16 protein-coding genes and 1 pseudogene are annotated in these 16,146 nt (G+C 62.6%); 9 read left to right on the top strand and 8 right to left on the bottom strand.

The genetic code is table 11. The annotated features are described in order from the left end of the window. The 7 genes and pseudogenes from BKP54_RS35865 to BKP54_RS17460 all read left to right on the top strand — a co-directional run. Nucleotides 1-255: pseudogene (locus BKP54_RS35865) on the top strand (FAD-dependent monooxygenase); the annotation flags it as partial. A gap of 64 nt (nucleotides 256-319) precedes the next feature. Beyond that, nucleotides 320-478, top strand: coding sequence for a hypothetical protein (locus BKP54_RS36090; RefSeq protein WP_025427700.1), 159 nt, complete (start codon nucleotides 320-322; stop codon nucleotides 476-478). 186 nt (nucleotides 479-664) lie between these two features. After that, nucleotides 665-1,264 (top strand): SCO family protein, encoded by a 600-nt coding sequence (locus tag BKP54_RS17445; protein WP_025427701.1) that lies wholly within the window; start codon nucleotides 665-667, stop codon nucleotides 1,262-1,264. A 155-nt stretch (nucleotides 1,265-1,419) separates the two neighbouring features. Next, complete coding sequence (locus BKP54_RS17450) at nucleotides 1,420-2,295, top strand: 50S ribosomal protein L11 methyltransferase (RefSeq protein ID WP_025427702.1); 876 nt, start codon at nucleotides 1,420-1,422, stop codon at nucleotides 2,293-2,295. A 226-nt stretch (nucleotides 2,296-2,521) separates the two neighbouring features. Then, a complete protein-coding gene (locus tag BKP54_RS36095; protein ID WP_198956845.1) occupies nucleotides 2,522-3,037 on the top strand; it encodes a hypothetical protein in 516 nt (171 codons plus the stop codon). 168 nt (nucleotides 3,038-3,205) lie between these two features. After that, a complete protein-coding gene (locus tag BKP54_RS36100) occupies nucleotides 3,206-3,820 on the top strand; it encodes a hypothetical protein (protein WP_198956846.1) in 615 nt (204 codons plus the stop codon). Nucleotides 3,821-4,892: 1,072 nt separating this feature from the next. After that, nucleotides 4,893-6,728 (top strand): aminopeptidase P family protein, encoded by a 1,836-nt coding sequence (locus tag BKP54_RS17460; protein ID WP_025427704.1) that lies wholly within the window; start codon nucleotides 4,893-4,895, stop codon nucleotides 6,726-6,728. Nucleotides 6,729-6,987: 259 nt separating this feature from the next. Here BKP54_RS17460 and BKP54_RS17465 read toward each other — a convergent pair whose 3' ends face one another. The 6 genes from BKP54_RS17465 to BKP54_RS17490 form a co-directional block, all read right to left on the bottom strand. Next, nucleotides 6,988-7,227: a hypothetical protein gene (locus BKP54_RS17465; protein ID WP_025427705.1), complete on the bottom strand. Its 240-nt coding sequence runs from the start codon at nucleotides 7,225-7,227 to the stop codon at nucleotides 6,988-6,990. Between the two features lie 228 nt (nucleotides 7,228-7,455). Beyond that, complete coding sequence (locus BKP54_RS17470) at nucleotides 7,456-7,770, bottom strand: AzlD family protein (protein ID WP_025427706.1); 315 nt, start codon at nucleotides 7,768-7,770, stop codon at nucleotides 7,456-7,458. A gap of 3 nt (nucleotides 7,771-7,773) precedes the next feature. Then, a complete protein-coding gene (locus BKP54_RS17475) occupies nucleotides 7,774-8,493 on the bottom strand; it encodes an AzlC family ABC transporter permease (RefSeq protein WP_084814678.1) in 720 nt (239 codons plus the stop codon). A gap of 418 nt (nucleotides 8,494-8,911) precedes the next feature. Continuing rightward, nucleotides 8,912-9,733: a 3-methyl-2-oxobutanoate hydroxymethyltransferase gene (gene panB, locus BKP54_RS17480; protein WP_025427708.1), complete on the bottom strand. Its 822-nt coding sequence runs from the start codon at nucleotides 9,731-9,733 to the stop codon at nucleotides 8,912-8,914. A 2-nt stretch (nucleotides 9,734-9,735) separates the two neighbouring features. Further along, nucleotides 9,736-10,611, bottom strand: a complete 876-nt coding sequence (gene panC / locus BKP54_RS17485) for a pantoate--beta-alanine ligase (RefSeq protein ID WP_025427709.1) — start codon at nucleotides 10,609-10,611, stop codon at nucleotides 9,736-9,738. A 196-nt stretch (nucleotides 10,612-10,807) separates the two neighbouring features. Further along, nucleotides 10,808-11,194 carry a VOC family protein gene (locus BKP54_RS17490; protein WP_025427710.1) on the bottom strand — a complete coding sequence of 129 codons (387 nt, stop codon included), beginning with the start codon at nucleotides 11,192-11,194 and terminating at the stop codon, nucleotides 10,808-10,810. Between the two features lie 387 nt (nucleotides 11,195-11,581). Here BKP54_RS17490 and BKP54_RS17495 point away from each other — a divergent pair, with 387 nt between their 5' ends. Both BKP54_RS17495 and BKP54_RS17500 read left to right on the top strand, forming a co-directional pair. Continuing rightward, nucleotides 11,582-11,992 carry a VOC family protein gene (locus tag BKP54_RS17495; RefSeq protein WP_025427711.1) on the top strand — a complete coding sequence of 137 codons (411 nt, stop codon included), beginning with the start codon at nucleotides 11,582-11,584 and terminating at the stop codon, nucleotides 11,990-11,992. Nucleotides 11,993-12,203: 211 nt separating this feature from the next. Next, nucleotides 12,204-12,857 (top strand): CatB-related O-acetyltransferase, encoded by a 654-nt coding sequence (locus BKP54_RS17500; protein WP_198956844.1) that lies wholly within the window; start codon nucleotides 12,204-12,206, stop codon nucleotides 12,855-12,857. 34 nt (nucleotides 12,858-12,891) lie between these two features. On the opposite strand, the gene ligA is transcribed toward BKP54_RS17500, so the two are convergent. Further along, nucleotides 12,892-15,045 (bottom strand): NAD-dependent DNA ligase LigA, encoded by a 2,154-nt coding sequence (ligA, locus tag BKP54_RS17505; RefSeq protein WP_025427713.1) that lies wholly within the window; start codon nucleotides 15,043-15,045, stop codon nucleotides 12,892-12,894. Nucleotides 15,046-15,126: 81 nt separating this feature from the next. Next, entirely contained in the window at nucleotides 15,127-16,089 is a 963-nt protein-coding gene (locus BKP54_RS17510; protein ID WP_025427714.1) for a hypothetical protein, read from the bottom strand. Nucleotides 16,090-16,146 lie beyond the last annotated feature (57 nt).

Genomic DNA, 16,146 nt, shown 5'->3' on the forward strand with positions numbered 1-16,146 from the left:
CTCGCCGCCTGCCTCACCGCCTATGGCGCGCCGAGCCGGGCCTTCAGGGCCTATGAGACGCTCCGGCGCGACCGGGTGGAACACATCGTCCGCATCAGCCGCCGCCGTGGCGCCAAGAAGCAGGCAAAGGGCCCGGTCGCACTGTTCCTGCGCGATCTTCTCCTGCCGCTTCTGTTGCCCTTCGACGCGAAAACGACCCAGGCCGTCCAGCGCTACCGCGCCGATCTCGACCCGCTGGTGTTGCCGGCCGCCTGAACGCCGATCTCCGGCCCGGCCGGAGATCCCTTCCCCTTGGCGCTCCGGATGCTATGATAGGGTCATGAACACGAGAACGCAGAGATCGATCCGGCTTCCGCTGCTTGCGGGTCTTGCGATGGCGCTTGCCGTCGTGACGCTTCTCGCCTTCCGCGGCTGGATGGCGAACGGCGCCGATATCTTCCTGGCGCTCGCCCAGTCCGGCCTTGCCTGGTGCATCTGAGCTGACGGGCATTACTGCCGGAGGATTTCCAGGAAAAGTGCGAAGCGGTTTTCCGTCCGGAAATGCTTCAACACAAAGAGATTGCCTGCGGCAATTGTCCCATTTGCGTGGCTGCGGCGGAGACGGTATCAAAAGCCGATCAACCTGATATGGCCGGCCAAGGCCCCAACTAAATCGGTAGCACGCATGAAAACCATTCGCATCGCCCTTTGGGCCGCCGTCGTCGTCATGGCCGGCGTTCTCGGCTGGCTGACCTACGAGATGACCCAGTCGAAGCAGCAGGGCGCCTCCGGCCCCTTCGGCGTGCCCTTCACGCTGGTGGCGCAGGATGGCAAGGAGATCACCGAGAAGGCTTTCTCCGGCAAACCGACCGCGCTGTTCTTCGGCTTCACCCATTGCCCGGAGGTCTGCCCGACGACGTTGTTCGAGCTGAACGGCTGGCTGGAAAAGGTCGACCCGGAAGGCAACAAGCTGCAGGCCTATTTCATCACCGTCGACCCTGAGCGCGACACGCCTGAAATTCTCGGCCAGTACGTCTCCAACGTGTCCAAGCGCATCACCGGCATTTCCGGTCCGGCCGACAAGGTGCTGGAGATGGTCAAGGGCTACCGCGTTTACGCCAAAAAGGTGCCGCTCGACGCCGAAAAGCCTGACGGCGACTACACCATGGACCATACCGCCTCGGTGTTCCTGCTCGACGCCGACGGCAGCTTCTCCGGCACCATCGCCTACGGGGAAAACCCCGAAACCGCGATCAAGAAGCTCGAGAACCTCACCAAGGGTTGAGGACCGCTCCTGCCCCAATCGAACATCTTTGCTAGCGCCGGCATCGCCCGGCGCTTTGCGTTTGCCAAGCTTTCATGCTAGCGGCGGGGGCTTGCAGCGGCGCACGTCGGATAGGGCGTGCGGCGATTATGCAGAGCCAGCCGAAGGACAGAGCCTTGAGCGAGATCAGACTTTTCGTCACCACCACCGAGAAGCAGGCGGAAGCCGTGCTCGACCGCATGAGCGAGGTCTTCGGCGAAGAGGATTTTGCCATCGGCACGACGGAAGTCGACGAAAAGCGCGACGTCTGGGAAGCCTCGATCTACATGATGGCGGCCGACGAGGAGAGCGTCAACGAGCGGCTGACGGAGGCGCTTGCCGACGACTTTTCCCATCTTGCCATCGAACGCGAAGTGCTGCCGGATATCGACTGGATCGCCAAGTCGCTCGAGGGGCTGGCGCCCGTGCGCGCCGGCCGTTTCGTCGTGCATGGCTCCCATGACCGCGACAAGGTCCGCACCGGTGAGATCGCCATCGAGATCGAGGCCGGCCAGGCCTTCGGCACCGGCCACCATGGCACGACCGCCGGCTGCCTCGAAGTGCTGGCGACCGTGGCGCGCACCCGCACGGTGCGCAACGTGCTCGACCTCGGCACCGGCAGCGGCGTGCTGGCGATCGCTGCCTGGAAGCTCCTGCATGTGACGGTGCTCGCCACCGACATCGACCCGATCGCCACCCGCGTTGCCGAGGAAAATGCCCGCCGCAACGGCGTCGTCACCGGCATGACCTTTGCGACGGCCCCCGGCTTTCACTCCACCGCCTTCAGCGGCAACGGCCCCTTCGACCTGATCATCGCCAACATCCTCGCCCGTCCGCTGATGAAGATGGCAGCGCAACTGACCGCCAACCTCGCCCCCGGCGGCTCGGTGATCCTCTCGGGCATTCTTGCCGAGCAGCGCTGGAAGGTGCTTGCCGCCTATAACGGGCAGCACCTGCGCCATGTCCGCACCATCTGGCGCAACGGCTGGGTGACGATCCACCTGGAGAAGTGAGGCACGCGTCCGGAGCGACAGCCGCAGGGTTTCTTCGCAAAGCCTGACCTGGTCTCGGTTTGCAGCCTATCCCTTCGCCGGACGGCGGTGGGAGAACTGAGCGATGGATATGCCGGCTTTGCGGAAGCCGTTCAGCCAGAGCTCCGCATCCTCTGACAAGGAGCAAATCTTCGCGGTGTTTCGGGCGTAGACGTCTGCATCGAACGCCGCGGGCATCGCGCGCGTTATGATTGCCGCCTCCTCCGCCCTGCCGAGCTGGGCGAGACAGGCCGCCTGGCCTGCCGAGCTGGGCGAGACAGGCCGCCTGGTTCAATCGGAAGAAATACGGCGGATCGATCAGGGTTCCGTAGGCGGTCAATGCCGCATCGAACCTGCGCGCGAGATAGTAGCAGTCCCCGAGACTGGAGAGGAACGCCGGCGGCAGGAGCGGCTCGAACTTGCAGCCCCGTTCGACAAGCGCCAAGCCTTCTTCATGCATTCCCGCATAGGAAAGGATCATGCCTCGGGCGACAAGGACGTTCATGTCGCGCGGGCTCATCGAGATCGCAATGTCGGAGTAGCGCAGGGCCTCGTCAATTTTCCCGACCAACAGAAAGCATGCAGCAACGCTGGTGAGGACGAATGGATCGTTTCTGTCGGCAGCGATCGCCCGCGCGGCATATTCCTGGCACTCAACCTCAAGCCCGGCATCTGTCGCAGCATCAGGCTCACTGAACCGCCAGTATGCGTAGAGCAATCCTAGCGAGGCGAGAGCGGGCGCATAGGTCGGGTCGACGCGGATCGCCTCCTGCATGTGCCCGCGTGCACCCTGTTCGTCACCGTTGCGCCAGGCAGCCCCTGCCCGGAGCCAGGACCTATAGGCGGAGATATCCGTCGTCGAACTCCTTGCGCGAACGGCCCCGGCCACCTCTTGAAGATTGAAAAACAGGCGACCTATGATCGCATCGACGATTTGATCCTGGACCGCGAAGATGTCCGCCATTTCGCGATCGAATCTCTCGGCAAAGACATGCGCCCCTGTCTGTGTGTCGATCAATTGCACCGAGGCGCGCAGGCGCTGGCCAGCCAGCCGGACACTGCCTTCGAGGACGAATTCCGCACCGAGCTGCCGGCCCACCTCCGCCACGTTCACCGATTGGCCCCTGTAGCTGAACGTGGTGTTTCTGGCGACGACGGAGAGATTCCGGAAGCGGCTCAGCTCGGTGATGATGTCCTCGGTGAGGCCGTCGGCGAAGTAGTCCTGCTCTGTGCTTCCCGACATGTTCGTGAGAGGCAGAACGGCGATGGTGGTAAATTCCCTGCCGCGAGAAAGTGTCGTTTGGAGCAGTGCCCGGGCCGTCTCCATTCCGAAGATCCTGACCGGCGCAGCAATGTTCTTGAGCTGCACCAGTCCGAGGTCTTTCATCACGACGGGGATCTTGCCTCGGACTTCATTGTGCACCTTCTCGGACATGCAGATGCCACCCGGCTCGGCCAGCGCTTCCAGTCGCGCTGCGATGTTGACCCCCTCGCCATAAATGTCTGAACCCTCGCCGATGACATCGCCGATGTTGATGCCGATGCGGAGCAGGATCTCGCTGGGTTCTGGAACACCGGCATTCGCCTCCGCCATCTTCCGCTGAAGCTCGAGCGCGGCCTCGACGACGTCAATCGCGCTGGCGAATTCGACCAGCACGCCGTCGCCCATCAGCTTGACGATGCGTCCTCCATGGGCGCGCACCACCGGGTAGAGCACATGACTTCGCCGCTCCTTCAGCGTCTCATACGTCCCGGCTTCATCGGCTTCCATCATGCGGGAATAGCCGACCACATCGGCGACGAGGATCGCAACAAGGCGGCGGTGGATTGATTTCTCGACCACGCTCCCACGTCTCCTTCGGGTGGCGCACTCTGTTGGGAAACCGAACTCGTCCACAATATCGGGATTGTGACCTTGTGCAAAATCATCTTGTGGCACGTGCTCCATAACGGCGCACGAAAGAGCCGTTGATGTCAGGGTGCCAGCGCCAAAAAGCCAAGCCGAAGAAAAACGAAAAGGCCGCCACGTCTTTCATGACGGGCGGCCCTTCGAAACAAAGGCGATGCCAGGGGCATCGCCTGCTGGTTCGGCTTGAGACCGAACCATGCCCGCGAGCCTGAGGAGGAGGAGCGCTCGAGCGGGCGTCTACCGTTCCGAAATTGACCACCCTTGAGGGAGGAGGAGAACAGAGTGATCAACTATTCTCGGAACTGCAGGCTTTTGAACCACCGGATGTTCGTCCGTGTTCGTTGAGGCGGCTTATAAACTATTATTCCGATAGAGATAGCAGCTTCTTGGCATAGGAGCCATGCAGAAAGCGCATATGTATGGTAAATGAGCAATTGCCCTCTAAAGCATTTCCGATTTATGCGGAATCGCAAAAACGCTCTATCTCTTTGTTTTTACACATTTCCTGACGGAAAACCGCTTCGCACTTTTCCTGGAAATGCTCTGATTCTGTGCACGTCCTGCCGCCGGCATGCCCGGCAGGATCTCGCCTCTTTCCTCCCCATGGACGTTTCCGCTAAGATCGCGCATCTTTCCCGCGGTTCTCCGCCCAATTTACCGGAAATCCCTCATGTTTCAGTCCTTTGAAGTCACCTCCACGCCCCAGTTCGGCAAGGAGCGCACAGAAGCCTTGCGCGCCACCTTCGCCGCCCTCGGCATCGACGGGTTTCTCGTACCCCGTGCCGACGAGTTCCAGGGCGAGTATGTGCCGGCATCGTCGGAGCGGCTTTCCTGGCTCACCGGCTTTACCGGTTCCGCCGGCGTCGCCCTCATTACGCAGCGTCAGGCTGTCGTTTTCGTCGATGGACGTTACGTGACCCAGCTGAAGGAACAGGTCGACGGCCAGGTCTTTATCGGCGGCGATCTCATCGGCGAGCCGCCGCATCTCTGGCTGGAAAATAACGGCACCAAGGGCTTCAGGCTCGGCATCGACCCGTGGCTGCACACAGGCGCTGAAGTGCGCCGGCTGGAAAAGGCGCTTGCCGTCCTCGGCGGCTCGCTCGTCTTCCTCGACCACAACCCGCTCGACCGCATCTGGACCGGTCGCCCGGCAGCCCCGCTCGGCCGCGTCTCCATCCAGCCGATCGAGCAGGCCGGCGAGCTTGCCAAGGACAAGATCGCGACCATCGCTGGCGGCCTCGAAAAGGCCGGTGCCAGCGCCGTGGTTTTGACCGACCCCTCCTCCGTCGCCTGGACCTTCAATATCCGCGGTACCGACGTGCCGCACACGCCGCATCCGCTCGCCCGCGCCATCATCCATGCCGACGGCCGCGCCGAGATCTTCCTCGACAAGCGCAAGACCGGCATCGAGCAGGAAGCCTATCTCACCCAGATCGCCGAGATCGCAGCACCCTCGACCTTCGACGACCGCCTGTCGACGCTCAGTACTGCGGGTGCTGCCGTCATGCTCGACCCGGACCTTGCCTCCTTCGCCATTTCCGAGCTGATCCGCTCCAAGGGCGGCAAGGTCGTCGAGGCCGTCGACCCAGCCCGCCTGCCCCGCGCCCAGAAGAACAGGGCCGAGATCGAGGGCTCGACCCGCGCGCATCTGCAGGATGGCGCCGCGATGGTCGAATTCCTCGCCTGGCTCGACAAGGCCGAGCCCGGCACCGTCACCGAGATCGGCGCTGCCAACCAGCTGGAAGCCGCCCGTGCCACCGTCGGCGAGCGCATGCAAAACCCACTCAAGGACATTTCCTTCGACACCATCTCCGGTGCCGGCTCGCATGCGGCGATCATGCACTACCGCGTGACGACCGAAACCGACCGCGCGATCGAAGCAGGCACCATGTTCCTGATCGATTCCGGCGCGCAATACATCAACGGCACCACCGACATCACCCGCACGGTGGCGGTCGGCGCGGTTCCGGAAGAGCAGAAGCGCTTCTTCACGCTGGTGCTGAAGGGCATGATCGCCATCAGCACCGCGCGTTTCCCCAAGGGCTCGCGCGGTGTCGACCTTGACCCCTTGGCCCGCATCGCGCTGTGGAAGGCTGGCGCCGACTACGCCCATGGCACCGGCCACGGCGTCGGCTCCTACCTCTCGGTGCATGAGGGACCGCAGCGCATCGCCCGGCTTTCAACCCAGGAACTGCTGCCCGGCATGATCCTGTCGAACGAGCCCGGCTATTACCGCCCCGGCGCCTTCGGCATCCGCATCGAAAACCTCATCGTGGTGCAACCGGCCGAAGAGATCGCCGGCGGCGACCTGGCGATGCTCGGCTTCGACACGATCACCTATTGCCCGATCGACAGCCGCCTGGTGCTGCCGGCGTTGCTGACCGACGAGGAACTGGGCTGGTTCAACGCCTACCACGCCGAGACGCGCGAAAAGCTGATGCCGCTGTTGGTGGGCGACGAGACCCGCAACTGGCTGAAGACCGCGACGAAAGCCATCACACGCTGAGTGGGGCATTGCGAAGGGGCTGAAGCGCGTTTCCAGTCCCCAAAGCATGTCGCGCAAAGGTGCGCAGTGGTTTTGCGATAACGACATGCGCAAAAACAAGAGCTTAAAGCGCAACAAGCGAATCCGGGAGAGCGCCCGGCGCTGTAGCAAATTGGGGCGGGATGCGGCCGGAAAACCGCACGCAGTTTTCCTCATCCCGCTCTGACGCCGGCTTTCAAGAAGAAGCACAAAGGCTTGGGGGAAGCCCCGGCTTTTCCTTTCAGATTCCCAACAGTTTCTTGGCCTGGCCGAGCGTTGCCTCCGACGCGGCGTGATCGCCGGCCTTGTGCTGGTCTTCGCCCTGCTTGCGCAGCGCCGTGACCTTCGCCATGTCGGCCTCGGAAAGAGAGGCCGTCGGGATGGCCGCATCGATCGCAGCCATCATGGTGGGGCACTGGTTGGCAAAGGCCGTCGCAGGCGCAAGCGCGAGCAAAAGGGCAATCGAGATCCTGGTAATCATGGTCGCTCCTCCACCACCGGGAGGCTGCAGCAAGTCAAAGTGCAACCGCGACCTTTGCGCGTCAGACAGGGCGCGCGGCGCAGCCGTACCTCTCCGGCAATCAGAGGATGATAATCCAGGACGCGCCCGAAGCCAACGCCGGAGCGTTCAGCGCACCCTGCCCTGCCCGCGCCGTCTTCGACGACACGACCAGCGACAGGGATTGCCCGCACAAAGGCGGTGAGGAACCTACAGGACGAGATGCCGGATCAGCATCACCACCACCCAGCCGATGACGAGCATGCGCAAGGTGGAGAGATTAAGCCCGAGCGCAATGGCGAAGGCGACGAACATCGAGACCGCGACGTCGAAGCCGCCATAGACGAAGGCCGGCGCCACCAGCGTCGTCAGCACCGCCGCCGGAACGGCGTTCAATGCCGATTCGAGCCGCGGCGGGATCTGCTTCATCTGGGTGATGAGCACATAGCCACCGATGCGGGTGATGAAGGTCGCAACGGCCGCCGCGATGATCAGATAGATGAGATTGAGGTGTTGCGGGTCCATGGCTCAGGCCTCCTTCTCGATGGCGACGGGCGGTGCCGAAACCGTCTCGGTCGGCGGCAGGCAGGCGGCGAGCAGCACGCCCGCCAGCGCCCCGATGCTGACATGCCAGGGCGAGCCGACGAGATGCATGCCGGCAACCGACGCCACGGCAGAAACCGCAACGATCGGCAAAAAGCGGTCACGCTTGCGAAAACCCATCACCAGGCCGAGGAAGTAGATCGGCAAGAGCACGTCGAGGCCGATGGCCTTGGGATCGCCGATCAACTGACCGAAGATCGCGCCAAGCAGCGTGTTGAAGATCCAGGGGAAATAGATCACCAGGCCGAAGCCGAGATACCAGGGGAAGGTCACCGGCAGGCCACGCTCGCCGCGCTTCTCGGTCTCGGCATATTGCGGATCGACCAGCAGGAAGAAGGCAAAGAACTTCTGGACCTCGGTGAAATGCCGGATGTATTTGGCGATCGAGGCGGAATAGAGCACGTGGCGGAAGTTGACGGCGAAGACCGAAAGCACCACCAGCCATGGCTGGACATGGTTGCCGAACAGCTCGATGCCGACCATCTGGCTGGCGCCGGCATAAACCGTCGCGCTCATGAACACGGTATCGGCGATGGTAAAACCATTGTCGACCGCAAGCGCACCGAACAGCGCGCCAAAGGGTGACGCCGCTAGCATGATCGGGAAGCCGCCGCGCACGCCTTCCCAGAATTCGTCTTTTCTCATGGAATCCTCCCGCGGCGCCGGCAATGGGCGCCCGCGGCATGCCGTCTTTAATCGGGATCGATCAAGGCCACATGCAGCATTTCAAAACTGCGACAGCGACTGTGCACCTCAAGGCGCGCGCGGCTGTCGTCCTGTGCCGGACAGATAGGCGTTCCCGCCCCGACCAACAATTCAATTGCGCTTATACAATGATTGAATTTTATGATGCCTGACCGCGGCAGGCTTGAACGAAATGCGCACGGGTCGATAAGCGATCGCCGTTTTTTCACCGCCGCCTCGCCACCGACCACCTGGCGGTGGGGCATTTATCCGAAGATCGCTCCCCCAGTGGGATAAGGCGCAAGCCGCATGACCTGCGCCCTCCTGTTCAAAGTCGCCGTGTGCTCGTTGGCGCGGCCAGGTCGTGCAAAGAGATGTGTCAGCGCTTGACCTGGAACGTATGCTCGACACCCGGGAACGTGCGCGCCTTGACCTCGTTGGCGTATTCCTCCGCAGCCTTCGAGATCGCCGGCGCCAGTTCGGCAAAATGTTTGACGAAGCGGGGCTTGAAGTCGTTGAACAGGCCCAGCATATCGTCAGAGACGAGGATCTGGCCGTCGCAGGCCGGCGATGCGCCGATGCCGATGGTCGGCGAGCGCAATTCCCCGGTGATCTCGCGCGCAACCGGCTCGACGGTGCCTTCGACGACGATCGCAAAAGCGCCGGCATCGTCGATCGCCTTGGCGTCGCGGCGGATCTTGGCCACTTCCTTCTCGTTGCGACCGACCGAGCGATAGCCGCCGGTGGTGTTGACGAGCTGCGGCATCAGCCCGACATGGCCGAGAACCGGAATGCCGCGGCTGACGAGGAACTCGACCGTCTCGGCCATCTCGGCGCCACCCTCGAGCTTCACGGCGCTACAGCCGGTTTCCTTCAAAACGCGTGCAGCACTTCGGAAGGCCTGTTCCTTGGATTCCTGGTAGGAGCCGAACGGCAGGTCGATGACAATGCAGGAGCGCTCCGAGCCGCGCATGACCGCCTGGCCATGGGCGATCATCATCTCGAGCGTGACGCCGACGGTGGTGTCGAGACCGTAGAGCACCATGCCGAGCGAATCGCCGACCAACAGGAAATCGACATGCGGATCGAGCAGCCGGGCAATCGGTGTCGTATAGGCCGTCAGGCTGACGATCGGGCGCTCGCCCTTCAGCGCCTCGATATTGGCAGGGCTCAGGCGGCGTCTGGCAGATTGTACGCTCATTCTCAGGCAACCTTTGCAAAATGGGCGGATTTGGCGGCAATCACGCGGTTGTCGAGCAGCTTCGTCGTGCCGAAGCGCACGAAGAGCAGCAGCAGCACCGGCTTGTCACCGATCTCTTGAATTGTTTCGAGCGTGCCAGGATCGCGCAGCGCCACGACTTCGGGTCGAGCCAGCGGTTCGGCGGAAAGAAAAGCCGTCACGGCCCTTTCCACTTCGACGGCATCGGTGATCCCGGACGCGACCAGCCGCTCGGCCTCGGCAAGTGCCTTCGGCACGATGGCAGCCGCTTCACGCTCAGCGGCGCTGAGGTAGACATTGCGCGACGAACAGGCGAGCCCATCGGCCTCGCGCACCGTCGGCACGCCGATGATCTCCACCGGCTGGGCGAGATCATCGACCATACGGCGAATGATCTGCAGCTGCTGGAAATCCTTCTCGCCGAAATAGGCGCGGTCCGGCTGCACGATGTTGAACAGCTTGGTGACGACAGTCGCAACGCCGGCAAAGTGGCCGGGACGCACGGAACCTTCAAGCTCGGAGCCGAGCTTCGGCACGTCGACCACCGTTTCCATCGGTCGCGGATACATGTCGGACACCCCTGGCGAAAACAGGAAGTCGACGCCGCCCTCTTCCAGCATCGCCTGATCGCGGGCGAGATCGCGCGGATATTTGCTCAAGTCTTCGTTGGGGCCGAACTGCAGCGGATTGACGAAGATGCTGGCAACGACGACGTCATTTTGCCCGCGCGCACGGCGCACAAGCTCCATATGGCCGACATGCAGATAGCCCATGGTCGGCACGAGCCCGACCGTCTTGCCTGCCCGCCGGTATTCGGCAAGGGCTGCGCGCAGCTCGGTGATGGTGGTGATGGTCTTCAAATCCGGACCCTCCAATCCGCGAAGGCGCCGCTAGCGCCCCGCCCCGCGGCCTGTGGCTCTTGGCCCGCTCCGCGAAAAGGCAATTGCACAAAATTTGGCTGCAAACCTCTATCTTGTGCAGCGCAAAAAGACAAACGGAATTGGTGCCGCTGCGAATAGAGCCAAGCCAATTATCGCACGGTCCGGGCGGGCAAGCTCAGCTGTGGGCGGAACTCGGCACCCGCCAGGGCGGATCGAGCCTGTTGGCGCCTGCGAAATAAAGTACGATGCGGTTGCCGGCGGGATCAAAGATTTCGGCTTCCCGCCACAGCCAGCTCTTGTCGGCGGGACTGCTCGCAAACAGGATACCGGCCTCGATCAGCCGGCTGACGGTCAGATCCAGATCGTCGCACTCGAAGTAGACGGTTGTGCCGCTGCCGCCCGCCTCGCCCTGATGCAGCGAAAACGAACTGCCGCCATCCGGGCAGACGAAGCGCACATAATGCGGCCGCGCATCGACGATCGGCTGCAGCCCGAGCGTGCGGTAGAACTCCCACCCCGCATCGAGATCGGGCATCGTCACCGTCACCTGGTTCAAACGCATCGTGTCTCCTCACATCCCGGGCGCCGACAGTCATCGTTGCTCGCCGCACCTCTTCACGAGGTCCGGAGACCATGGAACATCCGCCAGAAATGTGCGAGGTGCAAACGATGCGGATTCAGCATGGACCGCCAAACTCTGATCGGCCTCGTGTGGCACTCGCCGCCGTTCCAGATGTGCTCGCCCATTTCGAGCGCGCCGCCGGCACCTTGCCGAGCGAATTGCCAGTAATCTCGGGTGAACCGGAAATGCTTGAAAACCTATGATTGCACACCACATCAGCGGGGACACTTCGCATTTCTCAAAAAATGTCTGAACGGCTGTCGGCTGCGTGTCACGCCGAACGTCCTAGTTATGTTCAATCAAGAAAATCCCTACGAGGAGCATTCCATGCGCATGATTTTTGTAAACCTGCCCGTCAAGGACCTGAAGGCGTCCCGGGCCTTTTTCGCGGCACTCGGCTATACCTTCAACGAGCAGTTCTCCGACGACACGGCCGCCTGCACGGTGATCTCGGACAATATTTTCGTCATGCTTTTGACCGAACCGAAGTTCCGCGGCTTCATCACCGGCGAGATCAGCGATGCCAGCAAGGGCACCGAGGTCATCACCGCCCTTTCCGCCTCGAGCCGCGCCGAATGCGACGACATGCTCGCCAAGGCACTCGCTGCCGGTGCCAAGCCCTGGAAGCCGGCACTCGACTACGGCTTCATGTACGGCATCAGCTTCCAGGATCTCGACGGCCACGTCTGGGAATTCATGTGGATGGACATGGAAGCCGCCCAGCAGCAGGCCTCCTGATCTGACGCAATCCCCTTGCCTTGCGCCCGCCGCGTTTCGCGGCGGGCGCTTTTTTTTGTCTGATCCGGTGCACGCAACTATGAGCGAGGCTATCGGCCGCAGAGGTTTTGGGGAGAAATTGCCCGAAAAACCGGATAGTTGGGGAACCCATACGTCGAGAAGGCGAGTGAGCCGTCGCTGACGCTTGCAATGAGCAGAATGAGGAAGCCCCATGTCCATGAATGTCGAAGCCAAGCATTGGTCCAAGGTCGAGCTTTTGCACGAGACCGTGCGCAACCCGAATATCCATGTGCGCGGCACCAACAGCTACTACAGCAACGCTTGGACGGGTTCCTTCGAGGAGAGCGTCGTTCGCTACCTCTATGGCGACGACTACAGCCTCAAGGCCTGGGAGCCGCAATGGCCGATCGACCAGTTGCGGATCGGAGACTACGTCGCGATCGGTGCCGAGGCGGTAATCCTGATGGGTGGCAACCACACCCACCGCACCGATTGGGTCAGCCTCTATCCGTTCATCGATATGATTGGCGAAGCCTATATCGGCAAGGGCGACACGATCATCGGCGACGGCGCCTGGATCGGCATGCGCGCCATGATCATGCCGGGAGTCACCCTTGGTGAAGGCGCCGTCATCGCTTCGGGCGCGATCGTCACCAGAGACGTGTCGGCTTACACCATCGTTGCCGGCAATCCGGCCCGCCCCGTTCGCCAGCGCTTTCCCGAAGCAGACATCGAGACGTTGCTCTCACTCGGCATCTACCGATGGGAGAGGTCGAAGTTCGACGCGCTGCGCAATGTCATCTGCGCCGACGACATCGCCGCGCTGAAGGCAGCATCCGAAGCCTACGACGCGGAACAGGCATAACGACAACGCCTGCCAGCGCCCCTGATCGTGGGCATCAGCCCCCGATCAGCGCCAGCCACTCGTCCTCGTCCATCGTCTGCACGCCGAGTTCGCGCGCCTTGTCGAGCTTGGAGCCCGCTCCCGGGCCGGCGACGACGATATCGGTCTTCTTCGACACGGAACCTGCCACCTTGGCGCCGAGGCTTTCCGCCTTGGCCTTGGCCTCATCGCGCGTCATCTTTTCGAGCGAACCGGTGAAGACCACGGTCTTGCCGGCGACCGGGCTGTCGCTCGCAACCGGTATCTCCGCCCCTTCGGGCGTCACTTCGGCAAGCAGTCGCGTCACCACTTCAAGGTTCCTCGGCTCCTTGTAGAACTCGACGATGGCGCGGGCGACGACTTCGCCGATGCCGTCGATACTGTTGAGTTCGTTCCAGGCATCACCCGTAAAGGTGCCGGCTTCGCTCATGGCTGCGCCGAAGGCCTCGTAGGTGCCGTAGGAGCGCGCGAGCAGCTTGGCCGTGGTCTCCCCGACATGGCGGATGCCAAGCGCGTAGATGAAGCGATGCAGCGCGATCGAGCGGCGGGTGTTGATCGCGTCATAGAGCTTGCGCACGCTGACGCGGCCGAAGCCGTCGATGTTTTCGAGCTTTGTCAGCGACGTCTCCTGGCGCTTTTCCAGCGTGAAGATGTCGGCCGCCGTGCGGATCGACAGCGTCGGATCCTCGCTCTCGAAGAAGAACTCGATCTGCTTGGAGCCGAGGCCTTCGATGTCATAGGCATTGCGCGAGACGAAATGCTTGAGATGCTCGACCGCCTGCGCCCGGCAGACGAAGCCGCCGGTGCAGCGGCGCACTGCATCCACCTTGCCGGACTTCTCGTTGATGTCGCGCACCGCATGGCTGCCGCAGACCGGGCATGTCGTCGGAAAACGATAGGGCTCGCTCCCCTCCTTGCGCTCGTCCATCACCACGTCGACGATCTGCGGGATGACGTCGCCCGCCCGCTGGACGATCACCATGTCGCCGATACGGATGTCGCGACCCTCGCGGATCGGTTCGCCGCTGTTGCCGAGCCCCTTGATGTAATCCTCGTTGTGCAGCGTCGCATTGGTCACGACGACGCCGCCGACGGTGATCGGCTCCAGCCGTGCCACCGGCGTCAGCGCGCCGGTGCGCCCCACCTGGATGTCTATGGCCGTCAGCCGCGTAAATGCCTGCTCGGCCGGGAACTTGTGCGCCGTCGCCCAGCGGGGCGAGCGCGAGCGGAAACCGAGCCGCGCCTGCAGGTCGAGCCGGTCGACCTTGTAGACGACGCCGTCGATATCATAGTCGAGATCAGGCCGTTCGCGCTCGATATGGTGGTAATGCGTCAGCAGCTCGTCGGCCGACGAAATCCGCTGCATCAGTGGATTGACCGGGAAACCCCAGGCCTTGAATGCCTCGACCATGCCGAATTGGGTATCGGCAGGCATTTCCGACATTTCGCCCCAGGCATAGGCAAAGAAGCGCAGCTTGCGGCTGGCAGTCACCTTGGCGTCGAGCTGGCGGAGCGACCCGGAAGCGGTGTTGCGCGGGTTGACGTAGAGCGGCTTGCCGAGCGCTGCCATCTCGGCGTTGAGTGCGGCAAAGTCGGACTTCGCCATGTAGATTTCGCCGCGCACCTCGACGATCTCAGGAGCGCCGGCCGGCAGCGTCTGCGGGATCATGCCGATGGTGCGGATATTGGCGGTGACGTTTTCACCTGTTGTGCCGTCGCCACGGGTCGCCGCCGTCACCAGCCGCCGGTTCTCGTAGCGCAGCGACATCGAGAGGCCGTCGATCTTCGGCTCGGCGGTAAAGGCGATCGAATTATCCGGCAGCTGCCCGAGGAAGCGGTAGACCGAGGCGACGAAATCGCGGGCGTCCTCGTCGGAAAACGTGTTGTCGAGCGACAGCATCGGCCGGGCATGAACGACCGGCTGGAAGGTAACGGATGGCGCTGCCCCCACCTTCTTCGATGGGCTGTCCTCGCGCGCAAGCGCCGGAAACTGCGCCTCGATCGCATCGTTGCGCCGCTTCAGCGCGTCATAGTCCGCATCCGTGATCTCCGGCGCGTCGTTGCCATGATAGAGCGCGTCGTGCCGGGCAAGCTCGGAGGCGAGAAAGGCCAGCTCCTCGGCGGCTTCCGTTTCGTTCAGCTTCTCGACGGGTTTCAGTTCACTGGACATGCGCGACGACTCCGGATTGGGAGTCGTTTTTTAGAGCAACTGTCGGGAAAGAAAAGAGCGGCCGTTATCGGTCTCCCCTGATCATCCGGCCGGAGCGACACTTGGCTCGACGTCGGCGCAGCGGCGGATCTCCAACTCACACCAGCGCTCGTATCGCTTCTGGTAGCGCGCGCGTATCCCTTCCAAATCCTGCCGGTGGACGCCGCGTCTGGTGTAGATCCATTTGCCTTCCGCAAGGCCGCGCATGACGCGACCAACCGGATCGAGGCCGAACATTTTCAGGATGGCGGCGCCGCCCTTGTCCCAGCCGATGCCATAGAGGTCGATACCTTCGGGCGGAAACTCCTGGTACTCCAGGATCGCCGACACCGTCGCCCAGACGAGGATGCCGTTCTGCCGCCGGCGTTCGCTGCGCATGGAATCGAGCAGGTAGCTGAGATTGAGGATGGTAGCGAGATAGACCACCTTGGCCTTGCGCGCCTTCGGATGGACAAGCAACCCGTTGGCAAGCAGGTCGTCGAAGCCATAGTCACCTTGCAGGAACAGCTTGAAGTGCTTCTTCTCGAAGGCGTAGTAGTCGGTGAAACCGTAGATATTGTCGTCGGAGTCCTGCAGGCAGATCAGGCTGTAGGGATCGGAGAAGAAGGCTTTCATATCCTCCTCCGGATCGATCGCGTCGCTCTGAAAGACGTCCTGCGCCTTGCGGATGACATCATAGGCAACCGCCGTCGATGGCGGGACACGCACCAGGTACGGGCGGTCATCCTCAGCGCTGGAGCGCAGAAACCCGAGCGGTGCGGCGCCATCGTCCTTCTCGTCCGGCAGTTCGATGCTGCGCGCGCCGCGAAGTCGCGCGACCAGATAGGGGATGAGCGCCGTGCCGGCCACCACCGCCAGGATGCCGATCACCCCCAGCTGTTTGTTGGCTTCCTTCATCGTCAGGATGTAGCCGACGAAGGCGAGAGAATAGAGCAGGATCAGTTCCGGATGCTTGCGCATCTGGTCCAGTCGAAGCTGAATTCGCTGCTGGAGCTGTTCCCACATGCCAAAGCTCGCATATCCGCGCAACGCCTAATAAAGACACGCGCTCGACCGGGAGAC

Origin of the sequence: Ensifer sp. 1H6 (genome assembly GCF_001976035.1) — a bacterium.
Lineage (GTDB): Bacteria > Pseudomonadota > Alphaproteobacteria > Rhizobiales > Rhizobiaceae > Ensifer > Ensifer canadensis.